19 protein-coding genes are annotated in these 21,752 nt (G+C 64.3%); 10 read left to right on the forward strand and 9 right to left on the reverse strand.

What is annotated here, in order from left to right; translation table 11 throughout:
• Positions 1-63: 63 nt before the first annotated feature.
• The 3 genes from dnaK to BTE28158_RS27785 all read left to right on the forward strand — a co-directional run bounded on the left by dnaK (position 64) and on the right by BTE28158_RS27785 (position 5,330).
• Positions 64-2,016 carry a molecular chaperone DnaK gene (dnaK, locus tag BTE28158_RS27775; protein ID WP_059608300.1) on the forward strand — a complete coding sequence of 651 codons (1,953 nt, stop codon included), beginning with the start codon at positions 64-66 and terminating at the stop codon, positions 2,014-2,016.
• Positions 2,017-2,269: 253 nt separating this feature from the next.
• Positions 2,270-3,406 carry a molecular chaperone DnaJ gene (gene dnaJ / locus BTE28158_RS27780; RefSeq protein ID WP_098549687.1) on the forward strand — a complete coding sequence of 379 codons (1,137 nt, stop codon included), beginning with the start codon at positions 2,270-2,272 and terminating at the stop codon, positions 3,404-3,406.
• A 4-nt stretch (positions 3,407-3,410) separates the two neighbouring features.
• Positions 3,411-5,330, forward strand: a complete 1,920-nt coding sequence (locus tag BTE28158_RS27785) for a chorismate-binding protein (RefSeq protein WP_151047887.1) — start codon at positions 3,411-3,413, stop codon at positions 5,328-5,330.
• A 136-nt stretch (positions 5,331-5,466) separates the two neighbouring features.
• Here BTE28158_RS27785 and panB read toward each other — a convergent pair whose 3' ends face one another.
• Genes panB through hda form a run of 6 tightly spaced genes read right to left on the reverse strand, consistent with a single transcriptional unit; the run spans position 5,467 to position 10,556 of the window.
• Entirely contained in the window at positions 5,467-6,282 is an 816-nt protein-coding gene (gene panB, locus BTE28158_RS27790) for a 3-methyl-2-oxobutanoate hydroxymethyltransferase (protein WP_124902648.1), read from the reverse strand.
• 45 nt (positions 6,283-6,327) lie between these two features.
• Positions 6,328-7,014 carry a deoxynucleoside kinase gene (locus tag BTE28158_RS27795; RefSeq protein ID WP_151047886.1) on the reverse strand — a complete coding sequence of 229 codons (687 nt, stop codon included), beginning with the start codon at positions 7,012-7,014 and terminating at the stop codon, positions 6,328-6,330.
• Positions 7,011-7,553 carry a 2-amino-4-hydroxy-6-hydroxymethyldihydropteridine diphosphokinase gene (folK, locus tag BTE28158_RS27800; RefSeq protein ID WP_059465460.1) on the reverse strand — a complete coding sequence of 181 codons (543 nt, stop codon included), beginning with the start codon at positions 7,551-7,553 and terminating at the stop codon, positions 7,011-7,013. Before folK ends, BTE28158_RS27795 begins: the two co-directional genes overlap by 4 nt.
• Before the next feature lie 35 nt (positions 7,554-7,588).
• Entirely contained in the window at positions 7,589-9,127 is a 1,539-nt protein-coding gene (gene pcnB, locus BTE28158_RS27805) for a polynucleotide adenylyltransferase PcnB (protein WP_151047885.1), read from the reverse strand.
• Positions 9,128-9,132: 5 nt separating this feature from the next.
• A complete protein-coding gene (locus BTE28158_RS27810) occupies positions 9,133-9,810 on the reverse strand; it encodes a histidinol-phosphatase (protein ID WP_151047884.1) in 678 nt (225 codons plus the stop codon).
• Between the two features lie 11 nt (positions 9,811-9,821).
• Complete coding sequence (hda, locus tag BTE28158_RS27815) at positions 9,822-10,556, reverse strand: DnaA regulatory inactivator Hda (protein ID WP_059608306.1); 735 nt, start codon at positions 10,554-10,556, stop codon at positions 9,822-9,824.
• A 247-nt stretch (positions 10,557-10,803) separates the two neighbouring features.
• On the opposite strand from hda, the gene purM reads away from it, so the two are divergent.
• The gene (purM, locus tag BTE28158_RS27820; RefSeq protein WP_059608307.1) at positions 10,804-11,859 is read left to right on the forward strand and encodes a phosphoribosylformylglycinamidine cyclo-ligase; all 1,056 of its coding nucleotides are present in this window, start codon (positions 10,804-10,806) and stop codon (positions 11,857-11,859) included.
• A 107-nt stretch (positions 11,860-11,966) separates the two neighbouring features.
• Complete coding sequence (locus BTE28158_RS27825) at positions 11,967-12,362, forward strand: YybH family protein (protein WP_151047882.1); 396 nt, start codon at positions 11,967-11,969, stop codon at positions 12,360-12,362.
• A 55-nt stretch (positions 12,363-12,417) separates the two neighbouring features.
• On the opposite strand, the gene miaA is transcribed toward BTE28158_RS27825, so the two are convergent.
• Both miaA and mutL read right to left on the reverse strand, forming a co-directional pair.
• Positions 12,418-13,395, reverse strand: coding sequence for a tRNA (adenosine(37)-N6)-dimethylallyltransferase MiaA (miaA, locus tag BTE28158_RS27830; protein WP_151047881.1), 978 nt, complete (start codon positions 13,393-13,395; stop codon positions 12,418-12,420).
• On the reverse strand, positions 13,392-15,380 hold the full coding sequence (gene mutL, locus BTE28158_RS27835) for a DNA mismatch repair endonuclease MutL (protein ID WP_151047880.1): 1,989 nt from the start codon (positions 15,378-15,380) through the stop codon (positions 13,392-13,394). The genes miaA and mutL overlap by 4 nt, the downstream gene beginning before the upstream one ends.
• Positions 15,381-15,551: 171 nt before the next feature.
• Between mutL and BTE28158_RS27840 the strand changes: the two genes are divergently transcribed.
• Entirely contained in the window at positions 15,552-16,235 is a 684-nt protein-coding gene (locus BTE28158_RS27840) for a DedA family protein (RefSeq protein WP_170296383.1), read from the forward strand.
• 166 nt (positions 16,236-16,401) lie between these two features.
• On the opposite strand, the gene BTE28158_RS27845 is transcribed toward BTE28158_RS27840, so the two are convergent.
• The gene (locus BTE28158_RS27845) at positions 16,402-17,214 is read right to left on the reverse strand and encodes a mechanosensitive ion channel family protein (protein WP_151047878.1); all 813 of its coding nucleotides are present in this window, start codon (positions 17,212-17,214) and stop codon (positions 16,402-16,404) included.
• Positions 17,215-17,929: 715 nt separating this feature from the next.
• Here BTE28158_RS27845 and BTE28158_RS27850 point away from each other — a divergent pair.
• Genes BTE28158_RS27850 through BTE28158_RS27865 form a run of 4 tightly spaced genes read left to right on the forward strand, consistent with a single transcriptional unit; the run spans position 17,930 to position 21,749 of the window.
• Positions 17,930-19,096 carry a polysaccharide biosynthesis/export family protein gene (locus BTE28158_RS27850; RefSeq protein ID WP_151047877.1) on the forward strand — a complete coding sequence of 389 codons (1,167 nt, stop codon included), beginning with the start codon at positions 17,930-17,932 and terminating at the stop codon, positions 19,094-19,096.
• A 6-nt stretch (positions 19,097-19,102) separates the two neighbouring features.
• Positions 19,103-19,921: an ABC transporter permease gene (locus tag BTE28158_RS27855; RefSeq protein WP_151047876.1), complete on the forward strand. Its 819-nt coding sequence runs from the start codon at positions 19,103-19,105 to the stop codon at positions 19,919-19,921.
• Positions 19,918-20,580 (forward strand): ABC transporter ATP-binding protein, encoded by a 663-nt coding sequence (locus BTE28158_RS27860; protein WP_151047875.1) that lies wholly within the window; start codon positions 19,918-19,920, stop codon positions 20,578-20,580. The genes BTE28158_RS27855 and BTE28158_RS27860 overlap by 4 nt, the downstream gene beginning before the upstream one ends.
• A complete protein-coding gene (locus tag BTE28158_RS27865) occupies positions 20,577-21,749 on the forward strand; it encodes a KpsE/RkpR family capsule polysaccharide export protein (RefSeq protein ID WP_239007366.1) in 1,173 nt (390 codons plus the stop codon). Before BTE28158_RS27860 ends, BTE28158_RS27865 begins: the two co-directional genes overlap by 4 nt.
• Positions 21,750-21,752 lie beyond the last annotated feature (3 nt).

Here is a 21,752-nt window from a genome sequence, read left to right on the forward strand (position 1 = left end):
GCGAAACCGCCCAAAAACGCGGGGTTTCGCGCAGCAAACAGGCATTTCTGGAGATTAGCAAAAATGGGAAAGATCATCGGTATTGACCTCGGCACCACGAACTCGTGCGTCGCCATCATGGAAGGCAACCAGGTCAAGGTCATCGAGAACTCGGAAGGCACGCGCACGACGCCGTCGATCATCGCCTACATGGACGATAACGAAGTGCTCGTCGGCGCACCGGCCAAGCGTCAGTCCGTGACCAACCCGAAGAACACGCTGTTCGCGGTGAAGCGCCTGATCGGCCGCCGCTTCGAAGAGAAGGAAGTCCAGAAGGACATCGGCCTGATGCCGTATACGATCATCAAGGCCGACAACGGCGACGCATGGGTCGAAGCGCACGGCGAGAAGCTGGCGCCGCCGCAGGTTTCGGCGGAAGTGCTGCGCAAGATGAAGAAGACGGCCGAAGACTACCTCGGCGAGCCGGTCACGGAAGCCGTGATCACGGTGCCGGCGTACTTCAACGACAGCCAGCGTCAGGCAACCAAGGACGCCGGCCGCATCGCGGGCCTCGAAGTCAAGCGGATCATCAACGAGCCGACCGCGGCTGCGCTCGCGTTCGGCCTCGACAAGGCCGAGAAGGGCGACCGCAAGATCGCCGTGTATGACCTCGGCGGCGGCACGTTCGACGTATCGATCATCGAGATCGCGGACGTCGACGGCGAAATGCAGTTCGAAGTGCTGTCGACCAACGGCGACACGTTCCTCGGTGGCGAGGACTTCGACCAGCGCATCATCGATTACATCATCGGCGAGTTCAAGAAGGAGCAGGGTGTCGACCTGTCGAAGGACGTGCTCGCGCTGCAGCGCCTGAAGGAAGCCGCTGAAAAGGCGAAGATCGAGCTGTCGTCGAGCCAGCAGACCGAAATCAACCTGCCGTACATCACGGCCGACGCATCGGGTCCGAAGCACTTGAACCTGAAGATTACCCGCGCGAAGCTGGAAGCGCTGGTCGAGGATCTGGTCGAGCGCACGATCGAACCGTGCCGCATCGCGATCAAGGACGCGGGCGTCAAGGTGTCGGACATCGACGACGTGATCCTGGTCGGCGGCCAGACCCGCATGCCGAAGGTGCAGGAGAAGGTGAAGGAGTTCTTCGGCAAGGACCCGCGCCGTGACGTGAACCCGGACGAAGCCGTCGCAGTCGGCGCGGCGATCCAGGGCCAGGTCCTGTCGGGCGACCGCAAGGACGTGCTGCTGCTCGACGTGACCCCGCTGTCGCTCGGCATCGAGACGCTCGGCGGCGTGATGACGAAGATGATCAACAAGAACACGACGATCCCGACGAAGCACGCACAGGTGTATTCGACGGCGGACGACAACCAGTCGGCCGTGACGATCAAGGTGTTCCAGGGCGAACGCGAGATGGCGGCAGGCAACAAGCTGCTCGGCGAGTTCAACCTCGAAGGCATCCCGCCGTCGCCGCGCGGCGTGCCGCAGATCGAAGTGACCTTCGACATCGACGCGAACGGCATCCTGCACGTCGGCGCGAAGGACAAGGCGACCGGCAAGGAAAACAAGATCACGATCAAGGCGAACTCGGGCCTGTCCGAAGCTGAAATCGACCAGATGATCAAGGACGCGGAAGCGAACGCAGCGGAAGACCACAAGCTGCGCGAGCTGGCCGATTCGCGCAACCAGGGCGACGCGCTGGTCCACAGCACGAAGAAGGCGCTCACCGAGTACGGCGACAAGCTGGAAGCGGGCGAGAAGGAAAAGATTGAAGCGGCGCTGAAGTCGCTCGAGGACGTGCTGAAGGATACGTCGGCCGACAAGGCGGCGATCGACGCGAAGGTCGAGGAACTCGGTCAGGCTTCGCAGAAGCTCGGCGAAAAGATGTACGCCGACATGCAGGCGCAGCAGGCCGGTGCGGCCGGCGCGGCGGGTGCAGCGGAAGGCGCGGCCCACGCGGGCGGCGCGCAGCAGGCTGCGGACGACGTTGTCGACGCCGAGTTCAAGGAAGTAAAGAAGGACTGAGCCGGGTTGCCATGGCACCGCACGCCGCGCGCGACACGCGCGCGGCGCGGCTGAACAGCGGTCTGTCTTTCCTTCCGGATGGCCGGATCGACTCCACGCCTGGCGGGCTTCGCGGCCCTCCGGGCACATTTGTTTTTTGGCGGGTGCTGCGCGAGCCGTCCGCGGACGGCGCAGCGCCAGACGAGTCGAGAGACTTTACTGCGGGCGAAAGGAGCCGCCGCGTGCGTGACGCGCGACGGCACAGCGAATCGATATGGCGAAACGGGATTACTACGAGGTTCTGGGCGTCGCGAAGAATGCGAGCGACGACGAAATCAAGAAGGCGTATCGCAAGCTTGCGATGAAGTATCACCCTGACCGCAATCCGGACAGCAAGGATGCGGAAGAGCATTTCAAGGAAGTGAAGGAAGCCTATGAAATGCTGTCGGACGACCAGAAGCGCGCGGCGTACGATCAGTACGGCCACGCGGGCGTCGATCCGAACATGGGCGGTGCGGGCGGACAGGGTTTCGGCGGCTTCGCGGATGCGTTCGGCGACATCTTCGGCGACATCTTCGGTCAGGCCGCGGGCGGCGCCGCGCGTGGCGGCCGCGGCGGTCCGCAGGTGTATCGCGGTGCCGACCTGCGCTACAGCATGGAAATCACGCTCGAGCAGGCCGCGCACGGCTACGACACGCAGATCCGCGTGCCGAGCTGGGTCTCATGCGAAGTCTGTCACGGGTCGGGCGCGAAGCCTGGCACGAAGCCGGAAACCTGCCCGACTTGCCACGGCCAGGGCACGGTGCGCATGTCGCAGGGCTTCTTCAGCATCCAGCAGACCTGCCCGAAGTGTCACGGCACCGGCACCTACATCCCCGAACCGTGCGCGCACTGCCACGGATCGGGCAAGGTGAAGGAAACCAAGACGCTCGAAGTGAAGATCCCGGCCGGCATCGACGACGGCATGCGGATCCGCTCGGCCGGCAACGGCGAACCTGGCATCAACGGCGGGCCGCCGGGCGACCTGTACGTCGAGATCCACATCAAGCCGCACTCGGTGTTCGAGCGCGACGGCGACGATCTCCACTGCCAGATGCCGATCCCGTTCACGACCGCCGCGCTCGGCGGCGAGATCGAGGTGCCGACGCTGGCCGGCCGTGCGTCGTTCCCGGTGCCGGAAGGTACCCAGTCGGGCAAGACGTTCCGCCTGCGCGGCAAGGGGATCAAGGGTCTGCGTTCGAGCATCGCGGGCGATCTGTACGTACACGTGCAGGTCGAGACGCCCGTGAAGCTGACCGACCAGCAGCGTGATCTGCTCAAGCAGTTCGAGAAGTCGTTGGCCGAGGGCGGTGCGCGTCACAGTCCGCAGAGCAAGAGCTGGTTCGACCGGGTGAAGAGCTTCTTCGAGTGACGGCATGACTGAAGGCAACGAGAGCGCGTCGTTCGCGCTCTTGGACGATTGCGACTCGACCGCGTCCACGCGGTCGAGTCGTTTGTATTCCGGTTTCGTGCGCGAACGCGTGTGTACGGATCCGGCACGGCTCGACGAGCTCGATGCGGCGGTGGCGCAGGATCTGCGCGACGGGCTGCATGCGGTCGTCGTCGGCGATTACGAATTCGGACGCAATCTTGAAAGAGCGCAGCCGGGCCATGCCCCGCTGCGCTTTTTGCTGTATGCGCGCTGCGAGCGCCTGTCGCGCGACGAAGTCGATGCGTGGCTCGCGCAGCAGGACGGCGGCGGCCCGCCGTCGATCGCGGGCGTCGCGCATGTCGCGAAGAGCGTGTCGCGCGACGCGTTCGACGCGGCGATCGCTGCGGTGCACGACGCGCTGCGCGCGGGCGATTCGTACCAGATCAACTACACGTATCGGCTGAATTTCGACATGTTCGGCACGCCGCTCGCGCTGTACCGGCGGCTGCGCGCGCGTCAGCCCGTGCGTTACGGCGCGCTGATCGCGCTGCCCGACAGTGCGTGGGTCGTGTCGTGCTCGCCGGAGCTGTTCGTCGAGAAGCACGGCGACGTGCTGCGCGCGCGGCCGATGAAAGGCACCGCGCCGCGCTCGGCCGATCCGCGCGACGACGCGGCGGCCGCCGCGTTCCTCGCGAACGATCCGAAGAACCGCGCGGAAAACGTGATGATCGTCGACCTGCTGCGCAACGACGTGTCGCGGATCGCGCGTACGGGCACGGTCAGGGTGCCGGCGCTGTTCTCGGTCGAGCCGTACGCGTCGGTATGGCAGATGACGTCGACGGTCGAGGCCGGCTGGCGCGACGGCACCACGTTCGCGCAGATGCTGCGTGCGCTGTTTCCATGCGGATCGATCACCGGTGCGCCGAAGCACAAGACGATGGAACTGATCGACGCGATCGAGTCGACGCCGCGCGGGCTCTATACGGGCGCGATCGGCTGGCTCGACGCGCCGCAGGAAGGGGCAGCGGCAGGCGATGCGTCGCCCGGCGATGCGACCGGCTGCGGCGATTTCTGCCTGTCGGTCGCAATCCGGACGCTGACGCTCGAGGCGGTCGATGTCGATGCTGCCGCAACGATCGACACGCGTGACGCGGCAGCGGCCGCTGGCGGCCGGCGACGCGGCACGATGGGGGTCGGCGCGGGCATCGTGCTCGACAGCGTCGCCGCCGACGAATATGCGGAGTGCGAATTGAAAGCGCGATTCCTGACCGACGCTGATCCCGGCTTCCAGTTGTTCGAAACCACCGCCGCGACGCGTGCAGACGGCATCCGGCATCTCGAGCGCCATCTCGCGAGGCTGCGGCGCAGCGCGGATGCATTCGGCTTCCGCCTCGACGCCGATGCGTTGCGCCGCGAGATCGACGCGCGCTGCGCGGCGCTCGACGGCGATGGTCCGTACCGGATGAAGCTCGCGCTCGCGAAGGACGGCACGATCGACATCATGGCCGCGACGATGAAACCGCTTCCCGCTGGGCCGGTCGGCGTGATGCTAGCGTCCGCGCACGGGTTCGCACCGACCCGCACGGACGACGCGCTGCTGCTGCACAAGACGACGCGCCGTGCCGAATACGATCGCGCATGGCAGGCGGCGGAGGCGCTTGGTGGCTTCGACATGCTGTTTGTCAACGAGCGTGGCGAGGTGACGGAAGGCGGGCGCTCGAACCTGTTCGTGAAGCTCGACGGCCAGTGGGTGACCCCGCCGTTGTCGAGCGGTGTGCTGCCGGGCGTGATGCGTGGCGTGCTGCTCGACGATCGCACATTCGGCGCCCAGGAGCGCATCGTCACGCTCGACGATCTGGCGCGCGCCGAGGCGCTGCTGCTGACCAATGCATTGCGCGGCGCGCTCGATGCGGTATTGAAATGACGCGATGAACGACTGGGCCGCGTGCCCGACGAACCGATACCGCTGATCTTCGGCAACACCGCATCCAAGGAAAAAGCGCGGCGCCCCGCAAAGGGTGCCGCGCTTTTTTTCGTATCGAACGGGCGCCGGCCGCGCGTCAGAACGAGTGTTCCGGGCCCGGGAACGAGCCGTCCTTCACCGCGCTCACGTACGCCTCGACGGCCGCCTGGATGTTCGGCTGGCCCTGCATGAAATCCTTCACGAAACGCGGGCGCTTGCCGGGGAAAATGCCGAGCATGTCGTGCAGCACCAGCACCTGGCCCGAGCATTCGAGGCCCGCACCGATGCCGATCGTCGGGATTTTCAGCATGTGCGTGACTTCGGACGCGACGAGCGTCGGCACCGCTTCGAGCACCACGAGCTGCGCGCCCGCGTCCTCGATCGCGCGCGCATCGCGCAGCAGCTGCGCGGCGCCAGCTTCCGTGCGGCCTTGCACCTTGAAGCCGCCGAACGCATGCACCGACTGCGGCGTGAGGCCGAGGTGCGCGCACACCGGCACCGAGCGTTCAACGAGGAAGCGGACCGTGTCGGCGAGCCATTCACCGCCTTCGAGCTTGACCATCTGCGCGCCGGCGCGCATCAGCGTGACCGCGTTCGCGAACGCCTCGGCCGGTGTGCCGTACGTGCCGAACGGCAGATCGGCGACGACGAGCGCGCGCGGCTGCGCACGCGCGACGCATGCGGTGTGGTACGCGATGTCGTCGATCGACACGGGGAGCGTGGTGGTGTGACCCTGCAGCACGTTGCCGAGCGAGTCGCCGATCAGCAGCACGTCGGTGCCGGCGCGATCGAGCAGCGCGGAAAAGCTCGCGTCGTAGCAGGTGAGCATCGCGATCTTCTCGCCGGCCTCGCGCATTGCCTGCAGCTTGGGCACAGTGACGGCAGGCCGGCTCGATTCCTGGAGATAGGTCATGGGGAAATCCGGTTCGATGGGGGAGGAACGACAGGCGAGGACGCGTCAGCGCGTCGTTTCGCCCTTGACGAAGAATTCCTTGCGGCCGCGCATCGTGTCGATGCGCTCGATCAGCAGCGCGAGGTCTTCGGGGGAGTCTTGCGGGTTCAGGTGTTCGGCTGCGACCGTGAGTACCGGCGTTCGGTCGTAGTGATAGAAGAATTCGTTGTACGCATCGACGAGCGAGCGCAGGTACGCGTCGCTGATCTGCAGCTCCGTTGGCAGCCCGCGCTTCTGGATGCGCGAGAACAGCACCTCGGGGCTCGCCTGCAGATAGACGACGAGATCGGGCGCGGGGGCTTGCGGGACGTCGAGGTGCGTCGCGATCGACCGGTACAACTGCCATTCGTCTTCCGGCAGGTTCAGCCGCGCGAAGATGTCGTTCTTCTGCGGCATGAAATCGGCGACGACGGGCCGGCCCGTATCGAGCGCGCCGATCAGTTCGCGCGCCTGCTGCGCGCGCTGCAGCGCGAACGACAACTGCGCGGGCAGCGCGTAGCGCGCGGTGTCGCGATAGAAGCGTTCGAGGAACGGGTTGTCCTGCGGGCGCTCGAGCAGCGTCTGCATCGACCAGCGCTCGGCGAAGAGGCGCGCGAGCGTCGTCTTGCCGACGCCGATCGGCCCTTCGATCACCAGATAGCGATGCGGGGCGCGCAGGTCGGGCGCGGTGACGGTCAGCGGAGTGATGTTCATCGGCAGCGGTTCTTGTCGGCGTCAGCGCCGGCGGCAAGGGCCTTCTGCATCAGGCATTGACAGGTCTGCACCTTCTCAACGCGCTGATCCGCGACAGAGGCGAGGTACGCATCGGCGCGGCCGCGCGCGGGGATGTCGAGCGCCGGCTCGATCTCGACGAGCGGCACGAGCGCGAATGCGCGATCGGTGAGGCGCGGATGCGGGACGATCAGGTCGGGTTCGTCGATCGAATCGGAGCCGAACAGCAGGATATCGAGGTCGAGCGTGCGCGGCGCGTTGCGATACGGGCGCTCGCGCCCGAAGTGATGTTCGATCTTCTGGCAGAGCGCGAGCAGCTCACGGGCCGACAGCGTCGTGTCGAGCTTGACGACGCAGTTGTAGTAATCGTCGCCGCCCGCTTCGAAGGGCGCCGTGCGATACAGGCTCGATTTGCCGAGGATCGAGATGGTGCGCTGCTGCGCGAGGCACACCACCGCGTCCTTCAGGGTCTGGCGCGCATCGCCGAGATTCGCCCCCAGTCCGATATATGCAACCGTCATGGCATCACTTCCTACGTCGTTCGCCGGCGCGCGCGTCAGTCGTCGGAACCGCCCGCGGTGTCCGACGACTGCTCGGCGGCGCCTTCGCCCGGCTTGCGGTTTCGCGCACCGCCGCGGCGGCGCCGCTTGCGGGGCGATTTTTCCTTCGAGCCGCCCTGCGTCAGGAGTGCCTCGCGCGCGGCCGCGTCGCCTTCGATGAAATCCGTCCACCACTGTCCGACTTCCGCATCGAGCTCGCCGGATTCGCAGCGTAACAGGAGGAAATCATACCCCGCTCTAAACCTTTGGTGTTCCAGCAGCCGCATCGCGCTGCGGCCCGAGCGTTTTTCGAGGCGCAACTGCAGGCCCCAGATCTCGCGCATGTCGGCCGAGTAGCGCTTGTGGATCGCGAGTTTCTCGGTCTGCATGTCGATGACGTCGTCCATCGCGCGATGGAGCGCCGGCACCGGGAATTCGCCTTCCGCCGTGTATTGCTCGAAGCGCTGGCGCATGTCGTGCCACAGCAGCGTCGCGAACAGGAAGCCCGGCGATACCGTCTTGCCGGCGCGCACGCGCGCGTCGGTGTTGTTCAGCGCGAGCGTGATGAACTTCTCGCCCTGCGGTTGTTCGAGCACGACGTCGAGGAGCGGCAGCAGCCCGTGGTGCAGGCCCTCCTTGCGCAGCCGCTGCAGGCACGCGAGCGCGTGGCCCGACAGCAGCAGCTTCAGCATTTCGTCGAACAGGCGCGCGGCCGGCACGTTGTTGATCAGGTCGGCGAGCGCCTTGATCGGTTCGCGCGTATGCGGCTCGATCTCGAAGCCGAGCTTTGCCGCAAAGCGCACGACGCGCAGCATCCGCACCGGATCCTCGCGGAAGCGCGTGGCCGGGTCGCCGATCATCCGCAGCAGGCGGGCGCGCATGTCGGCCATCCCGTCGTGGTAGTCGAGCACCGTCTGCGTCGACGGATCGTAGTACATCGCGTTGATCGTGAAGTCGCGGCGCGCGGCGTCTTCGTGCTGTTCGCCCCACACGTTGTCGCGCAGCACGCGGCCGCTGGCGTCGACCGCGTGCGTGCGGCGATCGAGTTCGTCGCGCTTCAGGCGCTTCGGCGGCTCGGCCGACGCGGCAGCCTCGGGCGGCGCATCGACCAGTGCGCGGAACGTCGACACCTCGATCAGTTCCTGGCCGAACTGCACGTGGACGATCTGGAAGCGGCGGCCGATCAGGCGCGCGCGGCGGAACAGGCGCTGGACTTCGGTCGGCGTCGCGTCGGTCGCGACGTCGAAGTCCTTCGGCGCGATGCCGAGCAGCAGGTCGCGCACCGCGCCGCCGACGATGAATGCGCGAAAGCCCGCCTGCTGCAGCGTGTCGGTCACGCGGACTGCATTGCGCGAGATCAGTGACGGATCGATCTGGTGCACGCTGGCCGGCACGACGGTCGGTTCGTGATTGCTGCGCGGCTTCCTGGCGGCGCCGCCGCGGCTACCCTTCGCGGGGCGCTGGGCAGGGGCCGTGTCGACGGCGGGCGCCTCGGCGGGCGACGTTTGTTCGGCGCCGTCCTGGCCGAGCAGCTTGCGAATGAATTTTTTGATCACGACGTTCAGAAGAGATCGAGGATGCGCCAGCCGCGCGCGCTTGCATGCGCACGCAACGTGTCGTCGGGGTTGGTCGCGATCGGGTCGGTGACTTTCTCGAGCAACGGGATGTCGTTGTGCGAGTCGCTGTAGAAGTAGCTGTGCTCGAAGTCGTTCCAGTGCTTGCCGAGCGACGCGAGCCATGCTTCGGTGCGCACGATCTTGCCTTCGCGATAGCTCGGCGTGCCGGTCGGCCGGCCCGTGTACGGCGAATCGGGATGCCCGTCGGTCGTTTCGACCTCGCACGCGATCAGCGTGTCGACGCCGAACGCGGTCGCGATCGGACGCGTGATGAATTCGTTGGTGGCCGTCACGACGCAGCACAGGTCGCCGGCATCGAGGTGCTTGCGCACGAGTTCGAGCGCGGCGGGCGTCATCGCGGGGCGGATCACCTCGTGCATGTACTGCTCGTGCCATTCGGCGAGCTGCGCGCGCGAATACTTCGCGAGCGGCGTGAGCATCGCGCACAGGTACGCATGGATGTCGAGCTTGCCGGCCTTGTAGTCGGCGAAGAACTGATCGTTCTGACGCGAGAAGCTTTCCGCGTCGACGATGCCGAGCTTCACCATGAAGCGGCCCCATTCGTGGTCGCTATCGGTCGGGATCAGCGTGTGATCGAGGTCAAAGAGTGCCAGATTAGTCATGGATGCGCATTTTACTCGAAGCGGTTCGGGCCTGTGCCCGGCGGTGCGATGTCGTCGCCGGGGCGGGCCAGCATCCGGCGCAGCAGCGGCAGCGTGACGGCGCGCTTCTGCTCGAGCGAGAAGCGGTCGAGCGCGTCGAGCAGCGCCATCAGGCTCGGCATGTCGCGGCGGAAATGGGTCAGCAGGTAGGCGGCGATGTCGTCGGTGAGCGCGATCCCGCGCTCTTTCGCCGCGAGCTTCAGCACGGCGATCTTGCCGGCATCGGACGGCGGCGACAGGTGAAACACGAGCCCCCAGCCGAGGCGGGTGCGCAGATCCTCGCGCACGTCGAGCGCGAGCGGCGCCGCCGGGCCTGCCGCGACGAACGCGCTCGACGGGTGCGCGCGGACCTCGTTGAACAGGTTGAACAGCGCGACCTGCTGCGTGTCGCTCATCCGGTCGCAGTCGTCGATCGCGTAGATGCCGATGCGCGCGTCGAACGTGAACGCGCCGAGCGGGCTTTGCGGCGTCAGATAGCGCGCGTTGCCGTACGACGCGTCGCTCACGAGCGCCTGCAGCAGATGGGTGCGGCCGCTGCCGGGCTCGCCCCAGATATAGAACGACCGGTCCGGCACGGGCCCCGCCGCGAGCGCGAGGTCGAGCTTCTGGAGCCGCGAGATGAGCTCGTCGTTCTCCTCATTCATGATGAAGTTGTCGAACGTGGCGGGCGGCGGCGTGCCGAGATCGAGCGTCAGTTGACGGGACACAACAGTCACAATGCGGGTCGGTTGATGAAACGCGCGCCGTACGCCGGGCGCGCGCGCGGGGCTGCTCCGGTGCCTGCACACGCGGCCGCACGCACGGCGGCGCGCGGGTTTCGGCGCGGCTCGCGTAGCGATGAAAACGGGGACGTGTCGAGCAAGATGCAATCCCTGACGATTCGGTGCTGGGAATTCCGGCCAACGGGCCGGCTTCGGGTAAAATCGCATTTTACCGACCTTCTCGCATTCCCCCATGAATCCTCCGAAATCCGCTCCCGACGCTCAGGGTCTGTCATACCGCGACGCAGGCGTCGACATCGACGCAGGCGACGCGCTCATCGACAAGATCAAGCCTTTTGCGAAGAAAACCCTGCGCGACGGCGTGCTTGGCGGCATCGGCGGGTTCGGCGCGCTGTTCGAAGTGCCGAAGAAGTACAAGGAACCCGTGCTCGTGTCGGGCACCGACGGCGTGGGCACCAAGCTCAAGCTGGCCTTTCATCTGAACAAACACGACACCGTCGGCCAGGATCTGGTGGCGATGAGCGTGAACGACATCCTCGTGCAGGGTGCGGAGCCGCTGTTCTTCCTCGACTACTTCGCGTGCGGCAAGCTCGACGTCGACACGGCCGCAACGGTCGTCAAGGGCATCGCGCACGGCTGCGAACTGTCGGGCTGCGCGCTGATCGGCGGCGAGACGGCCGAAATGCCGGGCATGTACCCGGACGGCGAATACGACCTGGCCGGTTTCGCGGTCGGCGCGGTCGAGAAGAGCAAGATCATCGACGGCAGCACGATCGCCGAAGGCGACGTGGTGCTCGGCCTTGCTTCGAGCGGCATCCACTCGAACGGCTTCTCGCTCGTGCGCAAGATCATCGAGCGCGCGAACCCCGACCTGTCGGCCGATTTCCACGGCCGCTCGCTGGCCGACACGCTGATGGCGCCCACGCGCATCTACGTGAAGCCGCTGCTCGCGCTGATGCAGAAGCTGCCGGTGAAGGGCATGGCCCACATCACGGGTGGCGGCCTCGTCGAGAACATTCCGCGCGTGCTGCGCGATGGCCTCACGGCCGAGCTCGACCAGAACGCGTGGCCGCTCCCGCCGCTGTTCAAGTGGCTGCAGGAGCACGGCGGCGTGGCCGACGCCGAAATGCACCGCGTGTTCAACTGCGGGATCGGGATGGCCGTGATCGTCGCGGCGGCCGATGCCGACGCGGCCATCGCCGACCTGACGGCCGCCGGCGAACAGGTGTGGAAGATCGGCACCGTGCGTGCGAGCCGCGAAGGCGAGGCGCAGACGGTCGTGGTCTGACGCACCGCACGCAAGATGCAGCAAGGAAAGCCGCCCGGAGTCGATCCGGGCGGCTTTTTTTCCGGCGTGGCCCGGCGTGTCGGCGGGCCGCCGAAGGGGCAACGACGATGACCGAAGACGAACGCGCGATTCGCGATCTGGTGGAAACCTGGTTCGTGTCGAGCCGGCGCGGCGATCTGGCCACTGTGCTCGACCTGATCGCCGACGACGCGATTTTCATGGTGGCCGGCAAGCCGCCGTTCGACAAGGCGGCGTTCGCGGCCGCGTCGCGCGACGCAAATGCGGCGGCTGGCAATGGGCCGAAAGTCGACGGCCGTTATCGGATCGACGAACTTCGCGTGATGGGCGACTGGGCGTACATGCGTAATTTCATCGAGATCGATGTGACGCAGCCGGGCGGTGATGCCGTGCGCCGCTCCGGCCATACACTGACGATCTTCCGCAAGTCGGATGGCCGATGGCAGCTCGCGCGGGACGCGAATCTCGTCATGCTCGCGCACTGAGCGGGGCAGGGGCATCACGCGTGTGCAGCGGGCGATGCGCGCCGATCCGGCCCCGTTAGTGATCCTCGATACGGCCGTCCAGCACGCGTTCAAGCGCGTCAACCGCCTGGTCGGTCGAATCCGGCGCGACGCAGTCGACGACGATCCGCTCGGGCATCGCGCGCAGCCATGTGATCTGCCGTTTGCACAGCTGGCGCGTCGCGAAGATACCTTTGTCGCGCATGGTCCGGTAGTCGGTGTCGCCGTCGAGGAACTCCCATGCCTGCCGGTAGCCGACGCAGCGCATCGACGGCAGGCCGAGATGCAGATCCTCGCGGCGGCGCAGCCGTTCGACTTCGTCGATGAAGCCCGCGTCGAGCATCGCGTCGAAGCGTTGCTCGATGCGCGCGTGCAGCACCGCGCGGTCCGACGGCTCGAGCGCCACCGGCACGAAGCGGTACGCGGCGGCCGCATCGTCCGCTCGCCGCGGCGCGGCGAGCAGCGCCGACATCGGCTGCCCGCTCAGCAGGAACACTTCGAGCGCGCGCTGGATCCGCTGCGAATCGTTCGGGGCGAGCCGCGCGGCCGTCGCGGGGTCGACCTGCGCGAGCCGCGCATGGAGTGCCGGCCAGCCGTCGCGCGCGGCGTCGGCATCGAGCTCCGCGCGCACGGCCGGATCGGCCGTCGGCAGGTCGTTGAGGCCCTGCGTCAGCGCCTTGTAGTACAGCATCGTGCCGCCCGCGAGCAGCGGCGTGCGGCCGCGCGCGACGATCTCGCCGATCACGCGCAGCGCGTCCGCGCGGAATTCGGCCGCCGAATAGGCGTCGGCCGGGTCGATGATGTCGATCAGGTGGTGCGGCACGCTCGCGCGCTCGTCGCGCGTCGGTTTCGCGGTGCCGATATCCATGTCGCGGTAGACGAGCGCCGAATCGACGCTGACGATCTCGATCGGACGGCGCGCGGCGAGCGCCAGCGCCGCGGCCGTCTTGCCCGAAGCAGTGGGGCCGAGCAGGCAGGCGATCGTCGTCGGACGAGACTGCGGTGAAGCGCTCATTGGCCGCGCATGAAGAGACGGTCGAGATCGTTCAGCGTGAGCTGATACCACGTCGGCCGGCCGTGATTGCACTGGTCCGCGCGTTCGGTCGCCTCCATCTGGCGCAGCAGCGCGTTCATCTCGTCGAGCGTCAGGCGCCGGTTCGCGCGCACTGCGTGGTGACATGCGAGCGTGCCGAGCAGCTCGTGCTGGCGCTCGGTGAGCACGCGTGAACCGCCGAACGCATGCAGGTCGGCGAGCACCGCGCGCGCGAGCGACTGCAAATCAGCGTCCTTCAGCAGCGCGGGCACCGCGCGGACCGCAAGCGTCGTCGGCGACAGCACCGCGAGGTCGAAGCCGAGCGATTCGAGCGTGTCGCGTTCTTCCTCGACCGTGCCGATCTCGACCGGCGTCGCCGTCATCGATATCGGCAGCAGCAGCGACTGCACCGCGACCGTGCGGTCGGCGAGCGCGTTCTTGAACTGTTCGTAGAGGATCCGTTCGTGCGCCGCGTGCATGTCGACGATCACGAGGCCGTGCGCATTCTGCGCGAGCACGTAGATCCCGTGAATCTGGCCGAGTGCGAAGCCGAGCGGCTGCTCGCCGTGTACGGTGGCGGCAAGCGGCGACGCGGCGAAGCCCGGCAGCGGCGCGGCTGGCGCATCGACCGCATCCGCCGAATCGCGCGCGATGATCGTCGTGCCATCCGGTGTGCCCGCGCTCGTGTCCTTGCGGCCGAACAGCGCGTCGTAGAGCGCGAGCGGTTGCGCGACCGGCAGTGTGCCCTGCGTCATGCGTGCCTGGCGCATCCACGTGTTGCCCGACGACGATGACGGCGACGAGAAGCCGCTGCCGCCCGTGCCGGTGGCCGCGCCCTGGCCGAGTGGCGTATTCAGGAACGACGCGGGGCCGCTCGGCGCCGGAGAGAGTTGCGCGGCATGGCCGCCCGCGGTGGTTTCCGGCGACGCGCCCGCGTGGCGCGCGAGTGCGCGCTGCACCGCGTGGAACACGTACTGGTGGATCGAACGCGAATCGCGGAACCGCACCTCGATCTTCGATGGGTGCACGTTCACGTCGACCGATTCCGGCGGCAGGTCGAGGAACAGCACGTACGATGGGTAGCGGTCGCCGTGGAGGACGTCCTCGTACGCCGCGCGCACCGCATGCGTGAGCAGCTTGTCGCGCACGAAGCGGCCGTTGACGAAGAAGTATTGCTGGTCGGCGCGGCCGCGGCTCGCGGTCGGCAGGCCCGCGCAGCCGTAGACGGCGAGCGGCCCGGCCTGCTCGTCGAGCGGCAGGTGCGCGGTGGCGAAGCCGTCGCCGAGAATCTTCGCGACACGCTGCGCGGGCTCGGTCGCGTTCCAGTGCTCGACGGCCTTGCCGTTGTGCAGCACCGAGATCGCGACGTCCGGCCGCGCGAGTGCCGCGCGGCGGATCATTTCGAGGCAGTGGCCGAATTCGGTCTGCTCGCTTTTCAGGAACTTGCGGCGCGCGGGCGTGTTGATGTACAGCTCGCGCACCTCGATCGTCGTGCCGACCGCGCCGGCGGCCGGCGACAGCGCGCCCGTGGTCGCGTCGATCTTCGTCGCATGCGCGACGTCGGCCGTGCGGCTCGTGATCGACATCTCGGCGACCGACGCGATCGACGCGAGGGCTTCGCCGCGAAAACCCAGCGTCGCGACCGCCTCCAGCTCCTCGAGCGAGCGGATCTTGCTCGTCGCGTGACGCATCAGCGCGAGCGGCAGTTCGGCGGGCGGGATTCCGCAGCCGTCGTCGGTGATCGAGATGCGCTTGACGCCGCCTTCCTCGAGCACGATGCGCAGCGTCGTCGCACCGGCGTCCATCGCGTTCTCGAGCAATTCCTTGACGACCGACGCCGGGCGTTCGACGACCTCGCCGGCAGCGATCTGGCTGATCAACTGGTCGGGCAGGGGCTGGATCGCGCGCAGCGGGCGCGGAGCAGGGGCGGGCGCGGCGCCCGCGGCCGTTTCGGTGATTTCGGACATGGCCGAATTATAGCGAGGCGGCGGTGGCGTGCCGGGGCGGTGCCGGTTACGTTTTTTCACGGAGCCTTAAGGTAGTTTCGGTATGATGGCTCCGTTCCGCGTGCCGCCTTGTCCGGCGGGCACTTCTGCCTTTTCGGCCGTTCCGGCCCTTTCGCCTTCGAGGAATCGCATTTGGATACGCTGCTTCATTTCGTCAACCTGGTCCTGCATATCGACGCGTTCCTCGGCGACTTCATCCGGCAGTACGGTGCGTGGGTGTACCTGGTGCTGTTCCTGATCGTGTTCTGCGAGACCGGGCTCGTCGTGCTGCCGTTCCTGCCCGGCGATTCCCTGCTGTTCATCGGCGGCGCGTTCGCGGCGACGGGCGACATGAACCTTGGTGCGCTGATCGTGCTGCTGCTGGTCGCGGCGATTGCCGGCAATACCGTGAACTACCTGATCGGCCGCTGGATCGGGCCGAAGGTGTTCAATACGCATATTCCGGTGCTCGAGCGCTTCCTCGATCGCGCGGCGCTGCAGAAGACCCACACGTTCTACGACAAGCACGGCGGCAAGACGATCGTGCTCGCGCGCTTCATCCCGGTCGTGCGCACGTTCGCGCCGTTCGTCGCCGGCGCGTCGTCGATGAGCGTCACGCGCTTCCAGCTGTTCAACGTGATCGGCGCGCTGGTCTGGGTGCTGCTGCTGGTGCTGCTCGGCTACTTCTTCGGCAATATTCCGTTCATCCGCCAGTATCTGAACGTGATCGTGCTGGCGGGGATCGGTGCGGCGATCGTGCCGGTTGCGCTGGGCGCGCTGTGGAAGCTGGTGCGCGGGCGGCGGTCGGGCAGTACGCCGAACACCGGCGGTCACTGAGCCGCACGTGTTCCCTTCGGCGCAATAAAAAAGCGTGGCGGCTGCCACGCTTTTTTTTCGTCCGTGCGGTCCGACCGATTGCCGATTTGCGGTATCGGCCGACCCGGCTGCTCGACGCCGGCTGCTTCAGTCAGAATTCCGCGGACCGACGGGCGACACCGTTGCGTCAGGTCGTGCGATGCAAGATCGGTGTTTCGGGCGTCGGGTATTGCGCGTCGCGGAACGTCTCGAGGATCACGCGATTGGTATCGCAGTACACCTGCCAGTAGTTCCCCGGCTGCGTCGACGGACGCACGAACAGCAGCGGGCCTTCCGGCGTGAACTGCAGCACGCCGACGTCCGGCGCCGGATCGGGCAGCACGTTCGGGATCTGCTGGATCCGTGACTTCAGGCGGTTGATTGCATCGACCGCGTCCACGCTGTTCGCAATCTTGGCGGTCAGGTCGACGCGGCGATGCGGCGTCGCGCTGTAGTTCGCGATGTTGTCCGAGAAGATCTTGTTGTTGCCGACGATCGTCACGATGTTGTCGGCGGTGATGATCGTCGTGCCGAACAGACCGAGTTCCTTCACCGTGCCGGTGACGCCGCCCGCGCTGATCACGTCGCCGATCTTGAACGGACGCAGCACCTGCATGAACACGCCGGCGGCGAAGTGGGCGAGCAGGCCGCCCCAGGCGGTGCCGATCGCGAGGCCGAGGCCGGCGAGCAGCGCGGCGAACGACGTGGTCTGCACGCCGAAGATCTGCAGGATCGCGAGGATCAGCAGGATCGTCAGCAGCACGCCGACCACGGAGGTCAGGTAGTCGGTGAGCGTCGGGTCGACCTTGCCGCTGCGGCGCACGACCTTGCCGAGCAGGCGCGTGGCGATGCGGATCGCCCAGCGACCGACGAACCACAACACGATCGCGGCGAGGAGATTCAGGCCAAAGTCGAGGCCGCGGGTCATCAGGAATTGCTGGGCGGATTCCAAGTTCAGCATCAGGGCTCCAAGGCGGGTTTAAAGAATGGCGTGCGGCCGATATTCGTCGCACGGTTATAACCGACCTGTGAGGCCGAGACAACCACCGCGCCTGCTTGGACGCCAGTATCGAGCACGTTTCAATCGGCGCGACGCATGCCGTTTGCCGCGACACGAACATTGTTAAATCCGGAGTGCAATCCGAGTCGATTACCGCTTATTACCACGGGATCGCGGATGCGGACTGATCCTGTAGTTTTCGGACTGAATTCGGACGCGTCCGACTTCCATGCGATAATGCCGGCGTTTAGGAGATCTCGCGCTGTAAGTTGAGAGAGCCTAAGCAGACAGTGCGATTGATTGAGAAGGATCGATCACCCCGATAACAGGCGCAGACAGCCGGCTGGCAAGGCCGGACGCGTTTTTCAGGCGCGCCGTTGTTTTGGTTATTTCCCGTGGTTTTCTGAAGTTCGTTTGCCATCGAGCCTGTATCCGTGGCGGAAATTGACATGCAGTCACAATTTCGTCTGCTGTCACAGAGAGGGGATTTGTTGCTTTTTCGGTCGCCAATGGCCGAAAGAATGCAAATTTAAGTGAAGAATTTTTGAGAGGTCGATGGCCTGATCGAGCTAATCGACTGATGAAAGAGCGACCGGGTGTTCGGGGGATGCGTTGATTGAGCGCCCGGGAAATGACGCTGGCAAATCAATAGTAAAAAGTCTTGGCCTCAAGATCCATGAAAAAGAGTTTATTGGCAATTTCCGTTCTTGCCGCCTTGGCGCTTTCGGGGTGTGGGACATTTCCGGACTGGATTCCCGCGTCCGGCGCGTCTCGCCAGAAAGTGCAGGAAGTGCCCGAGACAGGCGGGCGGATCGAAGGTATTCAACTGGTGGACGTCAACGATACGTTGGCGAGGAAACTTGCCGACAGCAAGAAGCTCGGCCAATTCGCGGACATCTTTCCGAGCGCGGTTACCAACAATTATCTGATCGGCCCGGGCGACGTCATCGAAGTGACGATCTGGGAGGCGCCGCCGGCGATGCTGTTCAGTACGCTGGCGCCCGCGCAGCCGATGACGACGAGCACGGCCAATAGCGTCACGCTTCCCAACCAGATGGTGGCTTCGGATGGCACGATCGCCATTCCGTTCGCGGGACGGATCCTGGTCAAAGGGCGCACGACGGAGCAGATCGAGGCGAGCATCGTCAGCCATCTCAAGGGCAAGGCGAACATGCCGCAGGTGCTCGTCAGCGTCACCAAGAACAATGCGTCGAACATCACGGTCGTAGGCGAAGTCAACACGAGCGCGCTGATGCCGCTGACCCCGAAGGGCGAGCGTCTGCTGGATGCGCTGGCATTTGCGGGCGGCGTGAAGCAGTCGGTCAACCGCATGGCCGTGCAGCTCTCGCGAGGCAGTGTCACCGCGACGATGCCGCTCGATTCGGTCATTCGCGATCCGCACCAGAACGTCGTGCTCAAGCCGGGCGATGTCGTGACGGCGCTCTTCCAGTCGCAGAGCTTCTCGGTGTTGGGTGCAACGGGCAAGAACGATGAGATTCCGTTCGAAGCACAAGGCATTTCGCTGGCCCAGGCGCTCGCACGTTCGGGCGGGCTCAACGACAACCGTGCGGATGCGCGCGGCGTGTTCGTGTTCCGGTTCGAAGACGCGAAGCTGGTCGATGCGAAGGACAAGACGGTCAGGGCCATCAATGGCACCGTGCCCGTGGTCTACGAGATCAACCTGCGGGATCCCGCCGCATTCTTCGTGACGCAGAACTTCCCGATCCAGAATCGCGACGTGATTTACGTCTCGAACTCGCCCGAGGTCGAGTTCAAGAAGTTCCTTACGCTCGTCGTGATGGTGGCCAGCCCGGCGGCGACGATCAATCGGGAACTGGAGTAAGGCGCCATGTCGGGAAAGGTGCGTACTCCGTTCGAGGTCACGGTCTCCGTCTGGAGAGCCATGTTCCTGCGCGAGGCACTGGATCGGTTGTTCGAGGCGCGTGCGGCGTGGTTGTGGTTGTTGATTGAGCCGATCATCTACATATCGACCCACGCGTTCGGGTTCGAAACATTTCGCATCCACGAGGTGGGCGGAATCGCGATAAATATGTGGATTATCGCGGGGTTTATCGGTTTTCTTCTGTGGCGCCGTACCTGGGTTCAGGTGTTGCACGGGATAGATAGCAATCGCGCATTTTTTGCCTATCGGCAAGTGAAGCCTTTCGATGTTGCTCTTGTTCGAGCTGCGTTGGAGCTGTTTTTGATGATACCGATATCTATCATCATCATTTTGATTGCAGTTGCGGCGGGGCATGCCGTGACGCCGGATTTGATCAACCCGGCGTGGCTTCCCGCTGACCCACTCTTGGTTATCGTTAGCGTCGTTGGATTGTGGCTGTTCGGACTGGGATTTGGTCTCATTACGTCAGTGGCAATGAGTTTTGTGCCGGAATTGGATCATATATTTAAGCTCATGTATCTGCCGCTTTATTACGTGTCCGGCGCACTGCTTCCTATTTCGTTGTTCGTTCCGCAGCCCTATCAATATTTGTTCTTGGCCAACCCGGTAGTTAATGGTCTCGAGTTGATCAGGCTGGGTTTCCTGCCGACATATCATGCCCTTGATGGTGTGAGTTTGTCCTATCTATATGGATCGGCATTGGTGTCTTTGCTTATTGGTTTGGCCATGTACAAACGCTTTTCCAGAAAGCTGGTGATGCGATGATACTGATCGAAGACGTTCATAAGCGCTATATGACCGAACACGGTGTCGGTAAATGGGTGCTGCGCGGTATCAACATGATCATTCCACCTAAACACAGCGTCGCGCTGATTGGTCGAAATGGTGCTGGGAAATCCACTCTGCTTCGCATTATCGGTGGAATCGATTTTCCGACAAAAGGCAGCGTTGAGCGGCGATGCCGGGTATCGTGGCCGATGGGGGGAGGCGGACTGGAGGGGACACTTACCGGACGCCAGAACGCGAAATTTGTCTGCCGCGTGCATGGCCACCAGGACGAACTCGCAGATCGTCTCGCCTTTATTCAGGATTTTGCCGAGTTGGGCGATTCCTTCGATGAACCGGTGCAGCACTATTCTTCCGGTATGCGATCGCGTTTGCAGTTTGCTTTGTCGCTCGCGTTCGATTTTGATGTATTCATTTCCGATGAAGTTACCTCCGCGGGTGACGCGAAATTCAGAAAGAAGGCCGCCGATGCTTTCAAAAGCATGGTGGATCGGGCCAGCGTAATCATGGTCTCTCATGATGAAGGCACGCTCAGGCAATTTTGCCAATCTGGCATCTGGATCGATGAAGGCCAGGCGTACTGGTTCGACGATCTTGGTGAAGCATTGAGCGCGTACAAAAATAAGACTTTGGTATGAAAGAATTGTCGACAACCAAAAGCTCGCTCGCGACTGCAAAATTTGTTGCGGCCTATGACAAGGCAAAGCGAGCGATCATCTCAGTTAAAATCTTCAAGCTGATCATCCGCTTGATTATCATCGGCGCAGTATTGTCGGTCCCGTACTGGTTGCTGATAGCCTCGGATCGCTATGTTTCCGAGGCAACTGTAATCATTCAAAGAACTGATCAAGTGGATGGTGCTGTTGCCGGACTTCCGGCTATTGTTGCTGGCGTAGGTGGTCCCAATAGTGGGGATCAACTCTTGCTGCGTGAGTATCTGTTATCCACGGACATGCTCAAGAAGCTCGATGCCTCTCTCGATCTGCGGTCACATTTCAGTAGTCACGGGCGGGACCCTATTTCGCGTATGTGGTTCAAGAATGCGCCGGATGAATGGTTCTATAAATACTGGCTGTCCCGAGTTGGCGTTGATTACGACAGTTACAGCGGCGTTCTGCGTATCCGGGCAGAAGCCTACGACCCCAAGATGGCTCAGGCTATCGTGAGCATGATGGTTCATGAGGGGGAGTTGCATATGAATCAGATTGGTCATGAACTGGCTCAGTCGCAGGTAGATTTCCTGGCGAAGCAGGTAACGCTTGCGCACGATCGATTTTTGGATGCCACGCAATCTGTAATTGACTTCCAGAATCAAAAAGGATTGGCTGCCCCGCAGGCAACGGCAGAAAGCATTAACGCACTTATTGAAAAGCTGGAGGCCCAAAAAACCGATGTTAAAACCCAGCTGGCTGCATTGCCGGCATCGTTGGATCAGAATCAACCAACGGTGGTAATGCTAAAGAACAATCTGAATGCCATTCAGCAGCAGATTACCCAGAAAAAGGCGGAGTTGACGTCGCCTTCAAGAAGGACGCTCAACTACACTGTTGATGAATTCCAGCGCTTGCAAATGCAGGCGGGATTTGCTCAGGATTTGTATAAGACGGCTCTTTCAGCACTGGAGAAAGGCCGGATGGATGCTGCTCGTACGCTCAAGATGGTCTCCACGCTCCAGGCGCCGACCATGCCGGGCTACCCGCTCAAACCCGAGCGGCTCTATAACGTGCTGGTGACGCTGCTGATCGCTGCAGCGGTGATTGGGGTGATAAAGCTACTGGAAAGCATTATTTCGGATCACGTGGATTGAGAT

Origin of the sequence: Burkholderia diffusa (assembly GCF_902499115.1) — a bacterium.
In the GTDB taxonomy this organism is placed as follows: Bacteria; Pseudomonadota; Gammaproteobacteria; order Burkholderiales; family Burkholderiaceae; genus Burkholderia; species Burkholderia diffusa.